The organism is Bacillus sp. SG20033 (genome assembly GCF_044570195.1).
Lineage (GTDB): Bacteria > Bacillota > Bacilli > Bacillales > Bacillaceae > Bacillus > Bacillus subtilis.
Genome location: NZ_CP172606.1, coordinates 4,116,934 through 4,135,779 on the forward strand (window position 1 = coordinate 4,116,934; position 18,846 = coordinate 4,135,779).

The following is an 18,846-nucleotide window of genomic DNA, read 5'->3' on the forward strand; positions in this document are numbered from 1 at the left end:
TAGGGGGCTATGCGTGAAAACAGATGTTCACAGCATAGCTCCTTTTTGTATGGGCGCTTTACCAAAGTAAAGAAAAAGGAGTTGGGCTTATGGTGACTTTAGACGGTTCTTCATTGACAACAGCCGACGTCGCTCGTGTGCTGTTTGATTTTGAGGAGGCAGCGGCTTCCGAGGAAAGTATGGAGCGCGTGAAAAAAAGCAGAGCAGCAGTGGAACGGATTGTACGCGACGAAAAGACAATCTACGGCATCAACACCGGATTTGGCAAATTCAGCGATGTCCTGATTCAGAAAGAAGACTCGGCGGCGCTGCAGCTGAATTTAATCCTTTCTCATGCCTGCGGAGTCGGCGACCCTTTTCCTGAGTGTGTTTCCAGGGCCATGCTGCTTTTGCGCGCCAATGCGCTGTTAAAAGGCTTTTCCGGTGTACGCGCTGAGCTGATCGAACAGTTGCTTGCTTTTTTAAATAAACGCGTCCATCCTGTCATCCCTCAGCAGGGATCACTTGGCGCAAGCGGAGATCTGGCGCCGCTTTCCCACCTGGCGCTTGCGCTGATCGGGCAAGGAGAGGTCTTTTTTGAGGGGGAAAGAATGCCGGCAATGACAGGCTTGAAAAAAGCCGGTATTCAACCGGTAACGCTGACATCCAAGGAAGGGCTTGCCTTGATTAACGGGACTCAGGCCATGACTGCAATGGGAGTGGTCGCCTACATTGAAGCTGAGAAACTAGCCTATCAAACAGAACGCATTGCCAGCTTAACGATTGAAGGTTTGCGGGGAATTATCGATGCATTTGACGAGGATATTCACTCAGCCCGTGGCTATCAGGAGCAAATCGATGTCGCAGAACGAATTCGCTTTTATCTATCTGACAGCGGCCTGACAACCTCCCAGGGAGAACTGCGGGTACAGGATGCCTATTCATTGCGCTGTATTCCGCAAGTACACGGTGCGACTTGGCAGACTCTAGGCTATGTCAAAGAAAAATTAGAGATTGAAATGAATGCAGCTACAGACAATCCTCTCATTTTCAATGACGGTGACAAAGTGATTTCCGGCGGAAACTTTCACGGACAGCCGATCGCCTTTGCCATGGATTTTCTGAAAATCGCAATATCAGAGCTTGCAAATATCGCAGAGCGCCGGATCGAACGACTTGTGAATCCGCAGCTGAATGACCTGCCGCCGTTCCTGAGCCCTCATCCCGGTCTGCAATCCGGTGCAATGATCATGCAGTACGCCGCGGCCTCACTCGTTTCTGAAAATAAAACACTGGCCCATCCGGCAAGTGTGGATTCCATTCCGTCATCCGCCAACCAAGAGGACCATGTCAGCATGGGAACCATCGCCGCTCGGCATGCTTATCAGGTGATCGCAAATACAAGGAGAGTCATTGCGATCGAAGCGATTTGCGCATTACAGGCGGTTGAATACAGAGGCATAGAACATGCAGCGTCCTATACGAAACAGCTTTTTCAGGAAATGAGAAAAGTCGTGCCGTCCATTCAGCAGGACCGTGTTTTTTCCTATGACATTGAACGCTTGACTGACTGGCTGAAGAAGGAATCTTTAATACCTGATCATCAGAATAAAGAACTAAGGGGGATGAACATATGACTGATGTAAAAAAATCAATCCGTGCCAACAGAGGAACAGAGCTTGAATGCTTAGGATGGGAGCAAGAGGCAGTGCTTCGGATGCTTCGAAACAACCTTGATCCAGAAGTCGCCGAGAAGCCGGAGGACCTCATCGTATATGGCGGGATCGGCAAAGCCGCACGGGATTGGGACGCTTTTCACGCCATTGAGCATTCCTTGAAAACATTAAAAAATGATGAAACATTGCTCGTGCAATCCGGAAAGCCAGTTGGCATGTTCCGTACACACCCGCAGGCCCCGCGCGTGCTCCTGGCAAATTCTGTTCTTGTTCCGAAGTGGGCAGACTGGGAGCATTTCCACGAACTTGAGAAAAAAGGGTTAATGATGTACGGACAGATGACGGCTGGCAGCTGGATTTACATTGGCTCACAAGGCATATTGCAAGGAACCTATGAAACCTTCGCTGAACTGGCGCGACAGCACTTTGGAGGCAGCTTAAAAGGAACATTGACGCTGACAGCGGGTCTCGGCGGAATGGGAGGCGCCCAGCCGCTATCTGTCACGATGAATGAAGGCGTCGTGATTGCCGTCGAGGTTGACGAGAAACGCATCGACAAGCGGATCGAAACAAAATACTGCGATCGAAAAACAGCATCGATTGAGGAAGCCTTAGCTTGGGCTGAAGAGGCAAAGCTGGCAGGAAAACCTTTGTCCATTGCACTTCTCGGAAACGCAGCTGAGGTGCATCACACACTTTTGAACCGAGGCGTCAAAATTGATATTGTGACAGATCAGACATCTGCCCATGACCCTTTAATCGGTTATGTTCCCGAGGGCTATTCCCTTGATGAAGCTGACCGTTTGCGTCAAGACACTCCAGAGCTTTACGTGCGCCTTGCGAAGCAAAGCATGAAAAAACATGTCGAAGCCATGCTGGCCTTTCAGCAAAAGGGCTCTATTGTATTTGACTACGGCAACAATATCCGGCAAGTCGCAAAGGATGAAGGGCTGGAGAATGCCTTCGATTTTCCGGGGTTTGTCCCTGCCTACATCCGCCCCTTATTCTGTGAAGGAAAAGGGCCGTTCCGTTGGGCGGCGCTTTCCGGAGATCCGGCAGATATTTACCGTACGGATGCGTTATTAAAAGAGCTGTTCCCGACAAATAAAGCCCTTCACCGCTGGATTGATATGGCACAGGAAAAAGTCACCTTCCAAGGCTTGCCGTCCCGTATTTGCTGGCTTGGATATGGAGAACGAAAAAAGATGGGCCTCGCCATTAACGAGCTGGTTAGAACCGGGGAGCTAAAAGCGCCTGTCGTTATTGGGAGAGATCATTTGGACTGCGGGTCTGTCGCCTCTCCAAACCGGGAGACAGAAGCGATGAAGGACGGAAGTGACGCTGTTGGTGACTGGGCTGTGCTAAATGCGCTTGTCAACACGGCGGCGGGTGCAAGCTGGGTTTCCTTCCACCATGGCGGCGGCGTCGGAATGGGCTATTCCCTGCATGCCGGCATGGTTGCAGTGGCCGATGGAAGTGAGCTGGCTGACGAGCGGCTCGCGCGGGTCTTAACGAGCGACCCAGGAATGGGCATTATCCGTCATGCGGATGCGGGTTATGAACGTGCCGTTGAAGTAGCGAAGGAACAGGACATTATCGTGCCGATGCAAAAATAAAGGAGTGATGACATGCCAAAGCAAATTGATACGATTCTCATCAACATCGGTCAGCTTTTGACGATGGAAAGCAGCGGTCCGCGGGCAGGCAAAAGCATGCAGGATCTTCATGTGATCGAAGACGCTGTTGTCGGCATTCATGAACAGAAAATTGTGTTCGCCGGACAAAAAGGGGCTGAAGCCGGTTACGAGGCAGACGAAATCATTGACTGTTCGGGACGCCTTGTAACGCCTGGCCTCGTTGATCCGCACACCCATCTTGTATTTGGCGGATCTCGTGAAAAGGAGATGAACCTTAAGCTTCAGGGCATTTCATATTTGGATATTCTGGCGCAGGGCGGCGGGATTCTGTCTACAGTCAAGGATACCAGGGCGGCTTCAGAAGAAGAGCTGCTGCAAAAAGCCCATTTTCATCTGCAAAGAATGCTGTCCTACGGCACAACCACAGCAGAAGTGAAAAGCGGCTACGGCTTGGAAAAAGAGACAGAGCTCAAACAGTTGCGTGTCGCAAAGAAACTGCATGAAAGCCAGCCTGTTGACCTTGTTTCCACATTTATGGGAGCCCATGCGATTCCTCCCGAATATCAAAACGATCCAGATGAATTTCTGGATCAAATGCTTTCCCTTTTGCCGGAAATCAAAGAGCAGGAGCTCGCCAGCTTTGCTGATATTTTTACAGAAACAGGCGTTTTTACAGTCAGCCAATCCCGCCGTTATTTACAAAAAGCAGCTGAGGCAGGCTTCGGATTAAAAATACACGCAGATGAAATCGATCCGCTTGGAGGTGCTGAATTAGCAGGTGAGCTAAAGGCCGTCTCAGCCGACCATTTGGTAGGTGCATCGGACGAAGGCATAAAGAAATTGGCTGAGGCAGGAACGATCGCCGTCCTCTTGCCGGGCACGACATTTTATCTTGGCAAAAGCACATACGCCAGGGCTAGAGCTATGATTGATGAAGGTGTATGTGTCAGCTTGGCAACGGATTTTAATCCTGGCAGCTCGCCGACTGAAAATATCCAGCTGATTATGTCCATTGCCGCGCTTCATCTGAAAATGACTGCAGAAGAAATTTGGCATGCGGTCACAGTCAATGCCGCATACGCCATAGGGAAAGGAGAGGAAGCCGGTCAGCTCAAAGTCGGCCGCTCAGCTGATCTAGTCATTTGGCAAGCCTCGAACTATATGTATATTCCGTATCACTACGGGGTCAATCATGTACATCAAGTCATGAAAAACGGAACAATTGTTGTCAACAGGGAGGGAGCCATTCTTGGATAAGTACCCTTTTCTCAGAGAGGCCGGATCTTCGTTTAAAGACCGGGATGTCACAAAAATGAGCGACCTGATCGCAACATGGGACGGCCAGGACATTAAGGGACCGGCGTTGATAGGTGTCCCCCTATCAAAATCCTCCATCAGTCATTCAGGCGCTTCCTTTGCACCCGGAACAATACGCCAGGCTCTGAAACATTCATCAGCCTATTCTGCTGAGCTTGGAGAGCACGTCGTATCAGAGCTTCTATATGATCTGGGGGATATCGATATTCATGTCACTGATATCGTAAAGTCACATCATCACATTTTCCAAACCATGCACGCTCTGCTTTCGGACCATCCGGATTGGGTGCCGCTCATACTTGGGGGAGATAACTCTATCAGCTACTCCACAATAAAAGCGATAGCACAAACAAAAGGAACGACAGCGGTGATTCAATTTGATGCCCATCACGATGTTCGCAATACGGAGGACGGGGGGCCGACAAACGGCACCCCCTTCCGCCGCCTTTTGGATGAAGAGATTATTGAAGGTCAACATTTGATCCAACTGGGTATCAGAGAATTCAGCAACAGCCAGGCCTATGAAGCATATGCAAAAAAACATAGCGTGAACATTCACACGATGGACATGATCCGGGAAAAAGGACTAATCCCAACGATAAAAGAGATTTTGCCTGTTGTTCAAGATAGAACAGATTTCATTTTTATATCTGTTGACATGGATGTCTTAGACCAGTCCCATGCACCCGGCTGTCCAGCGATTGGCCCGGGCGGCCTCTATACAGACGAATTGCTTGAAGCAGTCAAGTACATCGCACAACAGCCCAATATTGCCGGGATTGAAATTGTTGAAGTCGATCCTACCCTCGATTTTCGAGATATGACAAGCAGAGCTGCAGCTCATGTTCTGTTACACGCATTAAAAGGAATGAAACTCTCCCCATTCAAGTGATCTTCTGGCAGGTTGTATTTTGGGTATAGGAAACTCATCTGCCTAATGAATGGCAGCTAAAAGGAGGGCGAGACAGTGAATCTTCAGGAGAACAGCAGCCAACAGCTAAAACGCACAATGAAAAGCAGGCACCTATTTATGATCTCATTGGGAGGCGTCATAGGCACAGGACTTTTCCTCAGTACGGGCTATACGCTACATCAAGCCGGACCCGGCGGTACGATACTCGCTTATGTAATCGGCGGGTTGATGATGTACCTCGTCATGCAATGTCTCGGTGAATTGTCGGTTGCCATGCCGGTGACCGGCTCTTTTCAAAAATATGCTACAACATTTATCGGTCCATCTACCGGTTTTATGGTCGGCATCATGTACTGGATCAATTGGGTGGTGACGGTAGGCTCTGAGTTTACCGCATCCGGTATTCTCATGCAGCGCTGGTTCCCTGACAGCAGTGTATGGATGTGGAGTGCGATTTTTGCAGCCCTTCTTTTTATATGCAACGCATTTTCAGTTAAGTTATTTGCGGAAACTGAATTTTGGTTTTCCAGCGTAAAGATTGTCACCATTATTTTATTTATCATTTTAGGAGGAGCCGCCATGTTTGGCCTGATCTCTTTAAACGGAACGGCGGATGCTCCTATGTTGTCAAACTTCACAGACCATGGCGGGCTGTTTCCGAATGGCTTTCTCGCCGTTTTTATCGCGATGATATCTGTGAGCTTCGCCTTTTCTGGTACAGAGTTAATCGGCGTTACAGCAGGAGAATCAGCAAATCCTCAAAAGGATATACCGCGATCCATCCGTAATGTCGCATGGAGAACCGTGATTTTTTTCATTGGCGCTGTCTTCATATTATCCGGGTTGATTTCATGGAAGGACGCAGGCGTGATTGAAAGCCCGTTTGTAGCCGTATTTGCGGAGATCGGAATCCCTTACGCTGCTGATATTATGAATTTCGTGATATTAACAGCCTTGCTGTCTGTCGCCAACTCAGGCTTATATGCTTCGACCCGTATGATGTGGTCTTTAGCAAATGAAAACATGATCAGCTCCCGTTTTAAGAAAGTGACATCTAAAGGCATTCCTTTAAATGCCTTAATGATCAGTATGGCTGTATCTTGTTTATCTCTCGTTTCCAGTATCGTGGCCCCTGGAACTGTCTATGTGGTGATGGTAGCAATTGCTGGATTTGCAGGAGTCGTGGTCTGGATGAGCATTGCCTTGTCCCAACTCTTGTTTCGAAAGAGATTTTTGAAAAAAGGGGGGAATATAAAAGATCTGACATTTCGCACGCCGCTTTATCCTCTTATGCCTATAGCCGCTCTCTTATTATGTTCTGCTTCTTGTATCGGTCTTGCTTTTGATCCCAATCAAAGAATCGCACTTTTCTGCGGAGTTCCTTGTATCCTCCTTTGCTATCTGATCTACCATTTCAAAAGAAATGTTACAAAAGCGAAAAAAATCAGCCAAGAGGAATATCAGGCTGATCACATCCTGTAATCAAAAAAGCACACCCCACTCAGGATGGGATGTGCTTTATTTTTATTCAGTAATCAACGTATGAATCAGCTTCGGCGCCTTCGCTTCCGCGGCGATGCGGATGTTGTCATAGACTTTTGCGATGACTTCATCAACGTTTTCGCGGTTGGCGTAAAGCGTCACGAGCGGTTCGCCTTTTTCTACTTTGTCGCCGACCTTCTTGCGGAGCATGATGCCGACGGCTAAATCGATCTCATCTTCTTTTGTGGCGCGACCGGCACCTAACAGCATCGCCGCGACGCCGATTTCGTCCGCAACGATTTCAGAGACGACACCCGCTTCTTTGGCAGGCACATCAATTTGATATGCGGCTTGCGGAAGCTTAGACGGATCGTCAACAATTGAGCTGTCGCCGCCTTGGTTTTTCAGGAAATCCTTGAATTTCTCAAGTGCTTTGCCGTTTTTCATGACTTCTTCCAGCTTCGCTCTCGCTTCGTCCAATGTATCGGCTTTTTTCGCAAGCACAACCATCTGGCTGCCGAGCGTTAAGACAAGCTCATGAAGATCCTCAGGCCCCTCGCCTTTGAGCGTGTCGATCGCTTCTTTGACTTCAAGCGCATTTCCGATCGCAAAGCCGAGCGGCTGGGACATGTCTGAAATGACAGCCATTGTTTGACGGCCGACGTTATTTCCGATGCGTACCATCGCTTTGGCAAGTTCAGCTGCGTCTTCTTCTGTTTTCATGAAGGCGCCCGCTCCCGTTTTTACGTCAAGCACGATGGCGTCCGCCCCGGCAGCGATTTTTTTGCTCATAATCGAGCTTGCAATGAGCGGAATGGAATTGACCGTTCCCGTTACATCACGAAGCGCGTACAGTTTTTTATCAGCCGGCGTTAAATTGCCGCTTTGGCCGATGACCGCAACCTTGTCGCGGTTCACAAGTTTAATAAATTCATCCTTCGTCAGTTCCACGTGGAAGCCGTCGATTGCCTCTAACTTATCAATCGTGCCGCCCGTATGGCCGAGGCCGCGGCCGGACATTTTGGCAACCGGTACGTCAAGAGCCGCAACAAGCGGAGCGAGAACGAGTGTTGTCGTGTCGCCGACGCCGCCGGTGGAGTGTTTATCCACTTTAATTCCTTCAATGGCAGAAAGATCAATCGTTTCACCGGAGTTCACCATAGCCATCGTCAAGTCCGCGCGTTCACGGTCACTCATATCCCGGAAAAAAATCGCCATAGCAAGCGCGCTTGCCTGATAATCAGGAATGCTTCCGTCTGTGTAGCCGTTCACGAAAAATTGAATTTCTTCAGTGGTGAGTTCTTTTCCGTTTTGTTTTTTGATGATGATATCTACCATTCTCATGTTTGGTCACCGATCCTTTTCGATTAAGTTCAGTAAATCAAGCCCACAATTGCTGCTGATAAAAAGCTGACAAGCGTAGCACCGTATAATAATTTCAAGCCGAAACGAGCGACGACATTTCCTTGCTTTTCATTCAGTCCTTTTACGGCACCGGCAATGATTCCGATTGAGGAGAAGTTCGCAAATGACACAAGGAATACCGATACGATCGCTGTTGTACGGCCGCTGAAATGGAAACCGTTTTGCGTAAGCGACGTCATGGCGACAAATTCATTCGATACCATTTTTGTTGCCATAATGCTTCCCGCATTAACAGCTTCATTCCATGGGATACCCACAAGAAAAGCGAATGGAGCAAACACATATCCAAGAATGCCTTGGAACGAAATACCGAATACTGCATTAAAAATGCCATTAATCAAGGCAATAATCGCGACAAATCCAATCAGCATCGCAGCGACGACAACCGCTACTTTGAAACCGTCAAGAATGTATTCTCCGAGCACTTCGAAGAAGGATTGTTTTTCCTCTTCCTCAACACGAAGCATATCCTCTTCTTTTGCAACCTCGTACGGATTAATAATAGAAGCAATTATGAAACCGCCAAATAAGTTCAAAACAAGCGCTGTTACAACATATTCCGGTTTCAGCATTGTCATATACGCGCCGACAATCGACATTGATACAGTTGACATCGCAGATGCACAAAGCGTGTACAAGCGCTGCTGATTTAAAAGACCGAGTTCTTTCTTCAAGGAGATAAATACTTCTGACTGCCCTAAAATCGCAGAAGCCACTGCGTTATACGATTCCAATCTTCCCATACCGTTTACCTTGCTGAGGGCAAGGCCGATATATCTAATAATAAATGGGAGAACTTTCCACTTTTGCAGAATCCCAATCAGAGCAGAAATAAACACGATCGGCAAGAGAACATTCATAAAGAATGTCGTTTGGTCCGCATTCACCAAGCCGCCAAACACAAAGTTAATTCCCTCAGCCGCGTATTCAAGCAGATAACCGAATCCTTTTGCAAATCCTCCCACGAGGAAATTCCCTATCCCGGTATTGAGGAGAATGTAGCCAAGAATAAATTGCAAAATGAGCATAACAACAATTGGGCGGATCTTAATTCTTTTTTTGCCGCTGCTCGCGATCCACGCGAGGCCTAAAAACACGATTAAACCGATAATCCCAATCAAATACTTCATATGTGTTTCTCCTTTATTTGTATTCGCTTACAATCACTGTTTCCTCAGAAAACGGAAAGCAGTCTGCCTTCCGTCAGCTCTTAATAGTTGTCTCCGCCTGATGCATTTTCTCCTTTTACGATAGAAACGCCTGCGCTGGCGCCAATTCGGCTTGCTCCGGCCTCTACCATTGTGTCTACATCTTCTTTCGTTCTGACGCCGCCAGATGCTTTCACGCCGATATCAGGTCCTACTGTTTTGCGCATTAAGGCGATATCTTCCTTCGTTGCGCCGCCTGTAGAAAAGCCTGTTGATGTTTTTACGAAATCGGCTCCCGCAGACACCGCTAAACGGCATGCACGTTCTTTTTCTTCATCAGTCAGAAGGCACGTTTCGATAATGACTTTGACAAGCGCTTTTCCGGCTGCAGCTTCCACTACACCGCGGATATCAGCTTCCACCACATCGTCTTCCTTGTCTTTTAAAGCGGCAATATTAATGACCATATCCACTTCAGTGGCGCCTTTTGAAATGGCGTCTTTTGTTTCGAACGCTTTTGTTTCAGATGTATTGGCACCGAGCGGGAAGCCGATGACTGTACAAACGTCGACTCCAGTTCCCTTAAGCTCTTTTGCAGCAAGCTCCACCCATGTCGGATTGACACATACTGAAGCAAATTTGTATGTTTTCGCTTCTTCAATTAGTTTTAGAATTTCCGCTTTTTGTGTATGCGGTTTCAAAGCTGTATGATCAATTATGTTGGCTAATGACATCCTTCGCACACTTCCTTTTTTGTTAAGATATTTTTTAGCATAACCGACTTTTGAACATATGTAAATTGGTAATTGAAATTTTGTTCAACGAAAGGTTTGAACGTGTCACAAATCATTAACAAGCGCCCTCGCGGTATGCTGGTCAATGATTAAAACGTTGGCATATTTTCCGGTTAATGCTCCGTGAATGGAAGATACTTTTCTGCTTCCGCCGGCAACTAAAATGGAGCGTTCCTTCAGCCTGAGGTCTTCAAGCTCAACACCGATGGTCCGGTCATTGATGGCACTGCTGCAAATATTCCCTTTCGCATCAAAAAAGCGTGAACAAATATCCCCGACGGCCTGTTTTTTCAGCAGGGCTTTCTCTTCTTCGTTAAAATATCCGAGCCGAAACAACAGCGCTTCATCACGGACAGTCCCGACCGTAAAGAGAGCGATATTCGCCTGCTTGCCCATCTCAATAATCCGCTCAATATGACGGTCTTTCTCCACCATTCGCTTCACATCCGCATTATCAAACACGACGGGAAGCGGGAGATAGCGCGGCATCGTTTGAAAAGCCTCCGCAAACAGCTGAATCGTTTCAGCCGAATACGTGTTTACCCGGGAATGGCTGATACCGCCTTTCAGCTGGACGACCTCGACGCCTTTTACCTGCTTCGGCTGCATGTTTTGCGCGATTTGATACATGGTGGTTCCCCAGCTGACGCCGACAATGTCGCCGTCTTTTACCGTTTCATGCATATATTCTGCACCATAGCGGCTTAGGTCATGTGTAATTCCTGCATAATCGGGTGTCGGGGAAAACACAACATGCGCCTCAAGGAGCCCGTATTTCTCTTCAAGTATGGAACCGAGCGCATCCAAATCCTCAAAAGGGTCCATGACGCGAATCTGGACATACCCTTTTTCCTTTGCATATTGCAGCAGCCGGGAAACGGTTGGCCTTGAAATGTTGAGCTGCTCAGCAATTTGCTGCTGACTGTAGTCAGACTGATAGTAAAGCCTTGCCGCTTCTATGCTTAATTGCTGTTTTTCCCGATCCATTCTGCACCTCCCTGTGGATCAGTCCTGATAAAACTGCTTTTGATTTGCTTTTATTATACAGGCTGGCGCCGGCTTTCATCCACCTGATTTCTAAGAAACTGAAAAACGCTCTGGGCGCGGACCTGCCCAGAGCTTATTTCTCCCAGGTCATATGCTGATAAATGCCTTTCATAATGGCGTACATTCCATATAGGATCAGGCCTAATGCCAATATAGACAGAATCAATTTGCCATGCGGCTGCTGCGCGAGTTCGGCGAGCGCGCCGTCAAAGCCTCTTGTGTCGTCGGGGTCAGCGGTCATGGCTGTCTTGATCAGAAAATAGCCGATAGCAGAGAAAATAATGGCCCGGGCGATATTGCCTGCGCGTCCGGTGTTTTTCGTGATGCATATCATTTGTTTGTTCATTTTTGACGTATCAAATTCTTTCATAAAAGCAGCCCGAACGCCTTTCATAAATTGAACAATCGCAAATACGATAAAACCCGCACCCGTAAGCCCTGTGAGCCATTGGCCGAACGGCTGCGCCAATACATAAGCGGACCACGTCTGTTCTGAAGTGCCGCCGTCCCCTTGGCCAAACACAAATCGCAAGGCATTCCAAGCGATGGATGTGTAAACGGCGGCACTGAAAAAGTTTCCTATTCTCCGTGACAGGCCTCGCCTGCTGTTTCCGTGCCCCTCCGTGTCCTTGATCGCGCTTAACACCATCCAGATCACATAGCCGATAAGGCCGATGCCTATTAAAAAAAGCAATAGTGACCCATACGGCATGCGTGATAGCGTTTGGAGCGCTCCGCTCGAATCTTTCGCGCGGCCTGCCCCGGCAGCCGTCATAAAGGCCAAAACCCCAAGCAGAATAAAAACGCCGCCGAATGCAAAATAACCAAGCCTCCCGAATCGTTTGATCCAAGGCTTGGTTTCCTGTTTTATTTTTGACATGTACCGGTCTTTCACCGCCATGTGTCCAACCCTCTTTCACAGAAATCTTTACTGTAACATTCCCGATTGGACAAAGTTGAAACAGCTTCTGCCTCAGCTATGGCCGGCTGAGATACGTTTTTGCTGATTAGCTGATTGTGCAGGTGTCATCCAAGCAGCCGCTGCGGCAGCTGTGACTCCGCCTGCTAATTTCCCAATGATCATGGCCGCCGCCATTTCTTTTTTCATTCCAGCCACAAAACCGAGATGGCTACCGAGTACAAAGGCGCCGCTGACCGCAAACGCGACATTGACGACCTTTCCTCTCGGCGTCATATCCTTTAATGAAGCCAGCATCGGGATATGATGCGCCAAAGAGGTCACCAAGCCTGCTGTTGCTGTCTCATCTAAATGAAGGTGTTTCCCCAGGGCCTGGAGCGGTTTTTTAAAGGTTTTTGTAATAAAAGCCGTCATTGGAAACGCCCCTGCCAAGGCAATGGCGATGGTCCCTGTCGTTTGTATCCCTGTCTCGACATTCTCCATTCCCGGAATCAGCACAATACCGGTCATCGTTTCAACGGAGACAGCTGCAAGCCCGATAATCGCAACAACACTGACCGCTTTCCCGAAGAGATGAAACAACCGAATCATACTGTCGGTATAACGCCATAATCCAAAAGCGATCACAGCAGATAACAGACTCGGGATCAGAAGGTTTTTACCTATCATGCCGATGTCAAAGCCCGCGCATAATCCGCCGATGAAACAACCGATCGGCACTGTGCACAGCCCGATTAATATGCCTTTCGCAAAATACGGATGATCCTCTATTTCGATGATGCCAAGAGCGACGGGAATCGTGAAGACGATTGCCGGTCCCATCATTGTTCCTAAAAACACCCATGAAAACAGTCCGGCCTGCGGATCTTTCGCCATTTCTCCAGCCAGCGCATATCCTCCCATATCAATTGCCAAAATGGTGTTCGCAAAGGAAGAAGGGTCCGCGCCAATCGCTGTGTAAAACGGAGCAACAATGGGAATCAGGATTGCTGCCAGCACGGGCGCCAGCGACACAATTCCGATCATGGACAGCGCCAGCGGCCCCATAGCCTTAAAGCCGTCCGCAAACCGCTCGCCTAGCCCCCATCTGTTTCCCAAACAATAATCCGCCGCTCCCCATAGTAAAAAGCCAGCCAAAATGAATACAACCGCGTCATTCACCGTCATAGTTTCTCCTTTTTCAAACGTATGATTGGTTTTATCATATCATCTGAAATCACCGAATAGAGTTGATCTTATTCAATATGAGCTAAAAATTCTTTTATATCGGCTTTTTCAACGGCTGTTATGATGCTCCGCGCTTTTTCTTGCGGGGCCGTTAATGTCAATTTTTCTTTTATGTCTTCTTCAGACAGCTCATTTCCTGGCGCCCCTTTTGGGCAGTCCACACGCGCTTCGCAAATCCGGCCGTCTGATAAATAGGCCCGGACAATCGTAAAACGGCCTTTTGGAACGGCACGGGGAGCCGGCTGAGTAGCATTGTCATATACGCGCTGAATATGCCCTATTGTCGTTTGAATGCCGTTTGGGATCGGCTGGCTGTTGAAATGTTCAACGGTCAGGTCGTGTCCGTGCAAAGCAAGAGCAATCACATATTCAACGCTGAAACGGCCTTCCTCTCCAGTTTTTGGAGATCGTTCCGTCAATGCAGCATCTCCGCCTGGCGGAAATATCACTTCAATACGTTCGGTATTGGCCGCAGAAATGGTTTCTTCGGAGATAAGCTGTCGTACCGCATCTGCAGCATGGTGTGCCGCGGAACAAAATGGATAGATTTTAAACCATAGACCCGGCTGCACAATTCTCCACGGTGCCCCCCAATCGTTTAGCAAAGTATGTTGTGCTTTTTCAACGTCACCGTACAGACTGAAGAAACCAGTTTCTCCATCAAGTGCCGTGCGGGACCCGCCAAATTCTGATTGGGCCAGCTTAACGGCCAGCAAGCCAGCCTGAGCCGCCAAACCGGCGTGCAGCGGTTTCATTTCTGTTCCAAATTGCACCCTCATCCCAGCAGATTGCGTAGCCGCAAAACCAATTGCTTTTTCCAACTCTTCCTGAGTCAGCTCCTCAGCATAACCTACGGCGCAGGCAGCAGCGATGGCACCAAGCGTTCCTGTATTATGCCAGCCCTTTTCATAGTGGCGGCTGCCAATTGATTCTCCCAGCCGTGCCATCACTTCAATACCAACAATATAAGCACCAAGAAGCCGCTCGTCATGTCCGCGAGCGGCAGAAGCAATAAGGGCCGGTACGATGACTGCACTGGGGTGTCCTCTTACATCGGAGTGGACATCATCAAAATCCAATGCATGGGCGATAAATCCATTGAGCATCGCGGATTGTAATGGTGCGGCCTTTTTGCCCTGTCCGATAATAGGAACAAGGGGCCGGCCTCCTTCATCCTCTATCAGACGGAGGAGCTTTTGAATTCCTTTATCTTCTCTTCCTGCGAATGAAGCGGCAGTAAAATCAAGTAATCCCTTTTTTGCTTCGTGAATCGCGTCAACTGAATGCTCAGGTTGTGACGTACTCACAGCCTCTGCAAGACCTGCTGTCAGCCCTTGTTTGCTCATTTGATGGTCTCCAATACAATAACCGCCAGCTCCGCAAAGTATTGAGAGGCAACCGTAAGGGCTTCTTCATCCAGTGTAAAGGCCGGATGATGCCACTCCTCCGTCCCGTTCGTTCCCATCCAGACAAAAAATCCCGGAATCTTCTCTTGATACAGAGCGAAGTCTTCTCCGCCCGGAGACTGCTCAGCGTGAACGGTTTGATAGCCAAGCCGTGCCGCAGCTTCGGATGCCGCATTCAAAAATGTGCCGTCATTCTGAACGGAAGGCAAATAAGGAAACCACTTGAATTCTGCTTGTGCCCCATAGCCCGCTGCAATTCCTTCAGCCACTCGTCTCATATGCTCCGGAACAGCCTGCCTCGCTTCTTTTTGAAAGGTTCGAACCGTCCCCTCCATTTCAGCTTGGTCTGGAATCACGTTCCACGACGTGCCCGCCTGTACTCTTGTGATACTGACGACTGCGTTTTGCAGTGAGCTGATATTGCGGCTGACCACAGATTGCAGCCCGCTGATGATTTGTCCGGCTGCAGCGATTGGATCAATACTGTTATTCGGGATGCCGGCGTGTCCGCCTTTCCCTTTGATGACGATCTCAAACCGGTCAACACTTGCCATAAGCGGACCTTCCTTTACACCAATGGTCCCGACAGGCAGATCCGGCTTATTGTGCATGCCGAAAATCGCGGAAACGCCATCAAGTACGCCAGCTTCTATGACCTTTCTTGCTCCTGCGGCGATTTCTTCTGCCGGCTGAAAGATAAAGCGGACTGTACCTTTTAGCTCGGCCTTTCTTTGATTCAGCAACATCGCTGTGCCAATAATAGAAGCAGTATGAAAATCGTGTCCACATGCATGCATTGTGCCATCAACCTTAGATGCAAATGGGAGATTCGTCTGTTCTTGGATCGGGAGCGCGTCAATATCCGCTCGTATTGCTATCACGGGGCCGTCTTCCCGTCCTTTGATTTCTGCAATCACGCCAGTCTCCAATTGAGGAACATCAAGTATTTCGATTTGCTCCTCCTCAAGCCAGCGGCGGATTTTTTTCGTCGTTTCAACCTCTTGAAATGACAGCTCAGGATGTTCATGAAGATCACGCCGCATATTGATTAAACGGGTATGAAACGCTTTGTCGGCCATTGTTCTTCTCCCCTTCTTATATAAGCTCTGCAGGCTCTCCCACCTGCTTGATAAATCGTTTCGTCCGTTCGTTTTTCGGATGGTCAAACAGTTCTTTTGGCGTTCCCTGCTCGATAATATGGCCGTCTGCCATAAAAATCACTTTATCAGCGACCTCTTTTGCAAACGCCATTTCGTGTGTAACAATGATCATCGTTGTTTGCTTTTCCGCAATGGATTTGATGACCTGAAGCACCCCTGTGACGAGCTCAGGGTCAAGCGCTGAAGTTGGTTCATCCAGCAAAATCGCATGCGGATTGACCGCAAGCGCCCGGGCGATGCCGATTCGCTGCTGCTGGCCGCCGGACATTGTGATCGGATAGCTGTCAGCCTTATGCTCCAGACCGACTTGTTTCAGAATCTCCATTCCAATACGTTTCGCTTCGTCGCGTGGTTTATGTTGAGCCACAATTAAAGCTTCTGTAATGTTTTGCAGAGCCGTTTTATTTTTAAACAGATTGTAGTTTTGAAAGACCATGGCCGTTTGCTGGCGAAGCCGATATGCTTCCTTGCGTGTAAACTTTTCCGCGTTCAGTTTGGCTTCTCCGATTTCAATAAGTCCTTGATCCGGACGCTCTAATAAATTTAAGCACCGGAGAAGCGTTGACTTTCCGGAACCGGACGGACCGATGATTGCCACCACTTCTCCGCGTTTCACTTCTAGATCGATTCCGTCGAGCACGACGAGATCTTTAAACGCTTTGCGAATATTTTTTACTGTTATCAACTGATTTCACCTCTAAGTCCGGTATGGCTTGCTCATGGCACGTTCAAACAAGTCCTGCAAAATGCTGTAGATCATGGTAAGAACCCAATAGACGATCGCAACCGCCAAGTAAGTCTCAAAATATTTGAGGTTTCCTGAAGCGTACATCTTCCCTTGGGCGAACATCTCCATGACCCCTAATGTAAAGGCCAGTGACGTTTCTTTCAGGAGCCCGATAAATGTATTGCCCGTTGCCGGAATCGCATTTCGGATCGCTTGCGGCAAAATAATCCGTCTGTATGCCTGAAATTTTGTCATACCGACAGACAGGCACGCCTCCAGCTGCCCGTCATCAACAGAATTGAGGGCGGCCCGGAAGATTTCTGCCAAATATGCTGCATTTTTCAAGCTTAACCCAATGATGGCAGCTGTGAGAGCTGTCATTTTGCTCATCTCTGGAAACAGCTGCGGCAGCCCGTAATAGATTAAGAACAGCTGCACCAGTGTCGGCACGCCTCGGAAAAAGGATATATACAGCTTTGACAGCTGATGAAGCACTGGAATTTTGTTCTTTGTAATGAGTGCTAGAATAAGTCCTCCGATAATGGCAAAAATCATAGCCGCTATGGCCATAAACAACGTGATCGGAAGGGCCTGAATTAAAGTCGGGAACGCTGATATCATGAATTCCCAATCAATCGTGTTCATTCTGGTGAGTCACCGCCGTTTCTTAATGCTTCTGTTCTACTGTGATATCTTCATTAAAGTATTTTTCAGAGAGTTTTTTCAGTGTTCCGTCTTTACGCAATTCATCTAGCGCCTTATTGACTTTTTTGCGGAGCTTGTCGTGCGCATCGTCCTTGGCAAATGGGAATGCAACCTGTTCGTAAACAATCGGATCTCCCGCAAGCTTTAATGGCAAACCGGTCTTCTTGATTTGCGCGATCAATACAGTTCGGCTGTTGACATAAGCGTCTACACGGCCGTACGCAACATCCTTCAGCGTACCCTCTTGTGTTTCGTACGTTTTGATATTGATTTTTTTATCAGGATCTTTGCTTTCAAGGTTTTTCGCGTGGTTTGAACCGAGAACGGCTGCGACTGTCTTGCCTTTTAAATCGTCTACTGATTTGATATCAGTATTGTCTTTTTTGACGACAATCTGTGTTCCGGCATAAGCATATGGTTTCGTAAAGTTATACGTTTCCTTACGTTCGTCTGTCACAGCTACCTGGTTGGAAATGGTATCAAGCTTGCCTGTTTGAAGCTCTCCCATCAGCCCGCTGAATTCAAGCAGCTTCCAGTCCAGTTTCATGTCAATTTTCTTAGCGACTGCTTCCATCACTTCAACGTCAAAACCTGTCAGCTTTCCGTTTTCTTTATAAGCAAATGGGTAACTTTGTCCTGTCGCACCGACATGAAGCACATTGTCATCCTCTTTACTGCTGCTGTTTCCATTGCCGCAAGCTGAAAGCACCGCTAATAATGCAGCAACGACCAGCACAGTCCATTTTTTCATTTTCATTTGATTTTCCCGCCTTTTCTTTTTTTATAGATCATGTCGCAATTGTTTTTTCATATAGACTGTGATATGCCCTTTTCCAAGGTCTTGTTCACCTGAGCGGACATACCCTTTTCGTTCGTACATCTCTATCAGCCACGGATGCTTATCCGCTGTTCCGAGTGAGACAAACGGAACCTTTAACGTATCGCGAAGGATTGTTTCCTCCAGCCATTGAAGCAGCTTTGTTCCGATTCCTTTTTTACCGGTGTCGGGGTCCACAGCGAACCACCAGATATGCGGAACGCCATACGGTCCCGGCTGTTTTCCCCAAGGCATTCTCAAGGTGATGGTCGCGATGATCCGCCCGTCTTCTTCCATGACGTAGCAAGCGTTTTTCCGAATATTTTGCAGCACCAAATCTAAATCCGCATGAGCAGCAGCAAAACGAATGCCAAGCTTTCGAATCGGTTCATAAGCCCGCAATGTCAGCGCGAGGAGCTGTTCAGCATCACGTTCAACTGCAAGGCGATATTGTGGCTTCATCTAGC

At 48.2% G+C, this 18,846-nt stretch carries 17 protein-coding genes; 5 read left to right on the forward strand and 12 right to left on the reverse strand.

Annotated features, from left to right (window positions below; genetic code table 11):
* Window positions 1–89 precede the first annotated feature (89 nt).
* The 5 genes from hutH to ACFVP7_RS21635 all read left to right on the forward strand — a co-directional run bounded on the left by hutH (window position 90) and on the right by ACFVP7_RS21635 (window position 7,004).
* Window positions 90–1,616: a histidine ammonia-lyase gene (gene hutH, locus ACFVP7_RS21615; protein ID WP_015385086.1), complete on the forward strand. Its 1,527-nt coding sequence runs from the start codon at window positions 90–92 to the stop codon at window positions 1,614–1,616.
* Window positions 1,613–3,271, forward strand: a complete 1,659-nt coding sequence (gene hutU, locus ACFVP7_RS21620) for a urocanate hydratase (protein ID WP_003243634.1) — start codon at window positions 1,613–1,615, stop codon at window positions 3,269–3,271. The genes hutH and hutU overlap by 4 nt, the downstream gene beginning before the upstream one ends.
* A 12-nt stretch (window positions 3,272–3,283) precedes the next feature.
* Window positions 3,284–4,549: an imidazolonepropionase gene (hutI, locus tag ACFVP7_RS21625; protein ID WP_049140875.1), complete on the forward strand. Its 1,266-nt coding sequence runs from the start codon at window positions 3,284–3,286 to the stop codon at window positions 4,547–4,549.
* On the forward strand, window positions 4,542–5,501 hold the full coding sequence (hutG, locus tag ACFVP7_RS21630) for a formimidoylglutamase (RefSeq protein ID WP_003227136.1): 960 nt from the start codon (window positions 4,542–4,544) through the stop codon (window positions 5,499–5,501). Before hutI ends, hutG begins: the two co-directional genes overlap by 8 nt.
* 75 nt (window positions 5,502–5,576) lie before the next feature.
* On the forward strand, window positions 5,577–7,004 hold the full coding sequence (locus tag ACFVP7_RS21635; RefSeq protein WP_396582872.1) for an amino acid permease: 1,428 nt from the start codon (window positions 5,577–5,579) through the stop codon (window positions 7,002–7,004).
* A 42-nt stretch (window positions 7,005–7,046) separates the two neighbouring features.
* On the opposite strand, the gene ACFVP7_RS21640 is transcribed toward ACFVP7_RS21635, so the two are convergent.
* The 12 genes from ACFVP7_RS21640 to snaB all read right to left on the reverse strand — a co-directional run bounded on the left by ACFVP7_RS21640 (window position 7,047) and on the right by snaB (window position 18,841).
* Entirely contained in the window at window positions 7,047–8,348 is a 1,302-nt protein-coding gene (locus tag ACFVP7_RS21640; RefSeq protein ID WP_029946389.1) for a pyrimidine-nucleoside phosphorylase, read from the reverse strand.
* Window positions 8,349–8,377: 29 nt separating this feature from the next.
* Window positions 8,378–9,559 carry a nucleoside permease NupC gene (nupC, locus tag ACFVP7_RS21645; RefSeq protein WP_003244143.1) on the reverse strand — a complete coding sequence of 394 codons (1,182 nt, stop codon included), beginning with the start codon at window positions 9,557–9,559 and terminating at the stop codon, window positions 8,378–8,380.
* A gap of 80 nt (window positions 9,560–9,639) precedes the next feature.
* Window positions 9,640–10,311 carry a deoxyribose-phosphate aldolase gene (deoC, locus tag ACFVP7_RS21650; RefSeq protein WP_396582873.1) on the reverse strand — a complete coding sequence of 224 codons (672 nt, stop codon included), beginning with the start codon at window positions 10,309–10,311 and terminating at the stop codon, window positions 9,640–9,642.
* A 105-nt stretch (window positions 10,312–10,416) separates the two neighbouring features.
* Window positions 10,417–11,358, reverse strand: coding sequence for a DNA-binding transcriptional repressor DeoR (deoR, locus tag ACFVP7_RS21655; protein ID WP_014478458.1), 942 nt, complete (start codon window positions 11,356–11,358; stop codon window positions 10,417–10,419).
* A 133-nt stretch (window positions 11,359–11,491) separates the two neighbouring features.
* Entirely contained in the window at window positions 11,492–12,319 is an 828-nt protein-coding gene (locus tag ACFVP7_RS21660) for a DUF1206 domain-containing protein (RefSeq protein ID WP_015385093.1), read from the reverse strand.
* Between the two features lie 72 nt (window positions 12,320–12,391).
* On the reverse strand, window positions 12,392–13,504 hold the full coding sequence (gene eutH / locus ACFVP7_RS21665) for an ethanolamine utilization protein EutH (protein ID WP_396582874.1): 1,113 nt from the start codon (window positions 13,502–13,504) through the stop codon (window positions 12,392–12,394).
* Between the two features lie 68 nt (window positions 13,505–13,572).
* Complete coding sequence (locus ACFVP7_RS21670) at window positions 13,573–14,910, reverse strand: MmgE/PrpD family protein (RefSeq protein ID WP_396582875.1); 1,338 nt, start codon at window positions 14,908–14,910, stop codon at window positions 13,573–13,575.
* Window positions 14,907–16,049: an N-acetyl-sulfur-metabolite deacetylase SndB gene (sndB, locus tag ACFVP7_RS21675; protein WP_396582876.1), complete on the reverse strand. Its 1,143-nt coding sequence runs from the start codon at window positions 16,047–16,049 to the stop codon at window positions 14,907–14,909. Before sndB ends, ACFVP7_RS21670 begins: the two co-directional genes overlap by 4 nt.
* A 16-nt stretch (window positions 16,050–16,065) precedes the next feature.
* Window positions 16,066–16,815, reverse strand: coding sequence for an amino acid ABC transporter ATP-binding protein (locus ACFVP7_RS21680; protein WP_014481395.1), 750 nt, complete (start codon window positions 16,813–16,815; stop codon window positions 16,066–16,068).
* 12 nt (window positions 16,816–16,827) lie between these two features.
* A complete protein-coding gene (locus tag ACFVP7_RS21685; protein ID WP_024572311.1) occupies window positions 16,828–17,502 on the reverse strand; it encodes an amino acid ABC transporter permease in 675 nt (224 codons plus the stop codon).
* A gap of 22 nt (window positions 17,503–17,524) precedes the next feature.
* Window positions 17,525–18,319 (reverse strand): amino acid ABC transporter substrate-binding protein, encoded by a 795-nt coding sequence (locus tag ACFVP7_RS21690; protein ID WP_003227109.1) that lies wholly within the window; start codon window positions 18,317–18,319, stop codon window positions 17,525–17,527.
* A 24-nt stretch (window positions 18,320–18,343) separates the two neighbouring features.
* On the reverse strand, window positions 18,344–18,841 hold the full coding sequence (gene snaB / locus ACFVP7_RS21695; RefSeq protein ID WP_014478464.1) for a sulfur-containing aminoacid acetyltransferase SnaB: 498 nt from the start codon (window positions 18,839–18,841) through the stop codon (window positions 18,344–18,346).
* Between the last annotated feature and the right edge of the window lie 5 nt (window positions 18,842–18,846).

Excerpts from the sequence above, each read along its gene's own strand:
- hutH (WP_015385086.1), top strand. The coding sequence starts at position 90 with ATGGTGACTTTAGACGGTTCTTCATTGACAACAGCCGACGTCGCTCGT.
- hutU (WP_003243634.1), top strand. The coding sequence starts at position 1,613 with ATGACTGATGTAAAAAAATCAATCCGTGCCAACAGAGGAACAGAGCTT.
- hutI (WP_049140875.1), top strand. The coding sequence starts at position 3,284 with ATGCCAAAGCAAATTGATACGATTCTCATCAACATCGGTCAGCTTTTG.
- ACFVP7_RS21640 (WP_029946389.1), bottom strand. The coding sequence starts at position 8,348 with ATGAGAATGGTAGATATCATCATCAAAAAACAAAACGGAAAAGAACTC.
- nupC (WP_003244143.1), bottom strand. The coding sequence starts at position 9,559 with ATGAAGTATTTGATTGGGATTATCGGTTTAATCGTGTTTTTAGGCCTC.
- deoC (WP_396582873.1), bottom strand. The coding sequence starts at position 10,311 with ATGTCATTAGCCAACATAATTGATCATACAGCTTTGAAACCGCATACA.
- deoR (WP_014478458.1), bottom strand. The coding sequence starts at position 11,358 with ATGGATCGGGAAAAACAGCAATTAAGCATAGAAGCGGCAAGGCTTTAC.
- ACFVP7_RS21660 (WP_015385093.1), bottom strand. The coding sequence starts at position 12,319 with ATGGCGGTGAAAGACCGGTACATGTCAAAAATAAAACAGGAAACCAAG.
- eutH (WP_396582874.1), bottom strand. The coding sequence starts at position 13,504 with ATGACGGTGAATGACGCGGTTGTATTCATTTTGGCTGGCTTTTTACTA.
- ACFVP7_RS21670 (WP_396582875.1), bottom strand. The coding sequence starts at position 14,910 with ATGAGCAAACAAGGGCTGACAGCAGGTCTTGCAGAGGCTGTGAGTACG.
- sndB (WP_396582876.1), bottom strand. The coding sequence starts at position 16,049 with ATGGCCGACAAAGCGTTTCATACCCGTTTAATCAATATGCGGCGTGAT.
- ACFVP7_RS21685 (WP_024572311.1), bottom strand. The coding sequence starts at position 17,502 with ATGAACACGATTGATTGGGAATTCATGATATCAGCGTTCCCGACTTTA.
- ACFVP7_RS21690 (WP_003227109.1), bottom strand. The coding sequence starts at position 18,319 with ATGAAAATGAAAAAATGGACTGTGCTGGTCGTTGCTGCATTATTAGCG.
- snaB (WP_014478464.1), bottom strand. The coding sequence starts at position 18,841 with ATGAAGCCACAATATCGCCTTGCAGTTGAACGTGATGCTGAACAGCTC.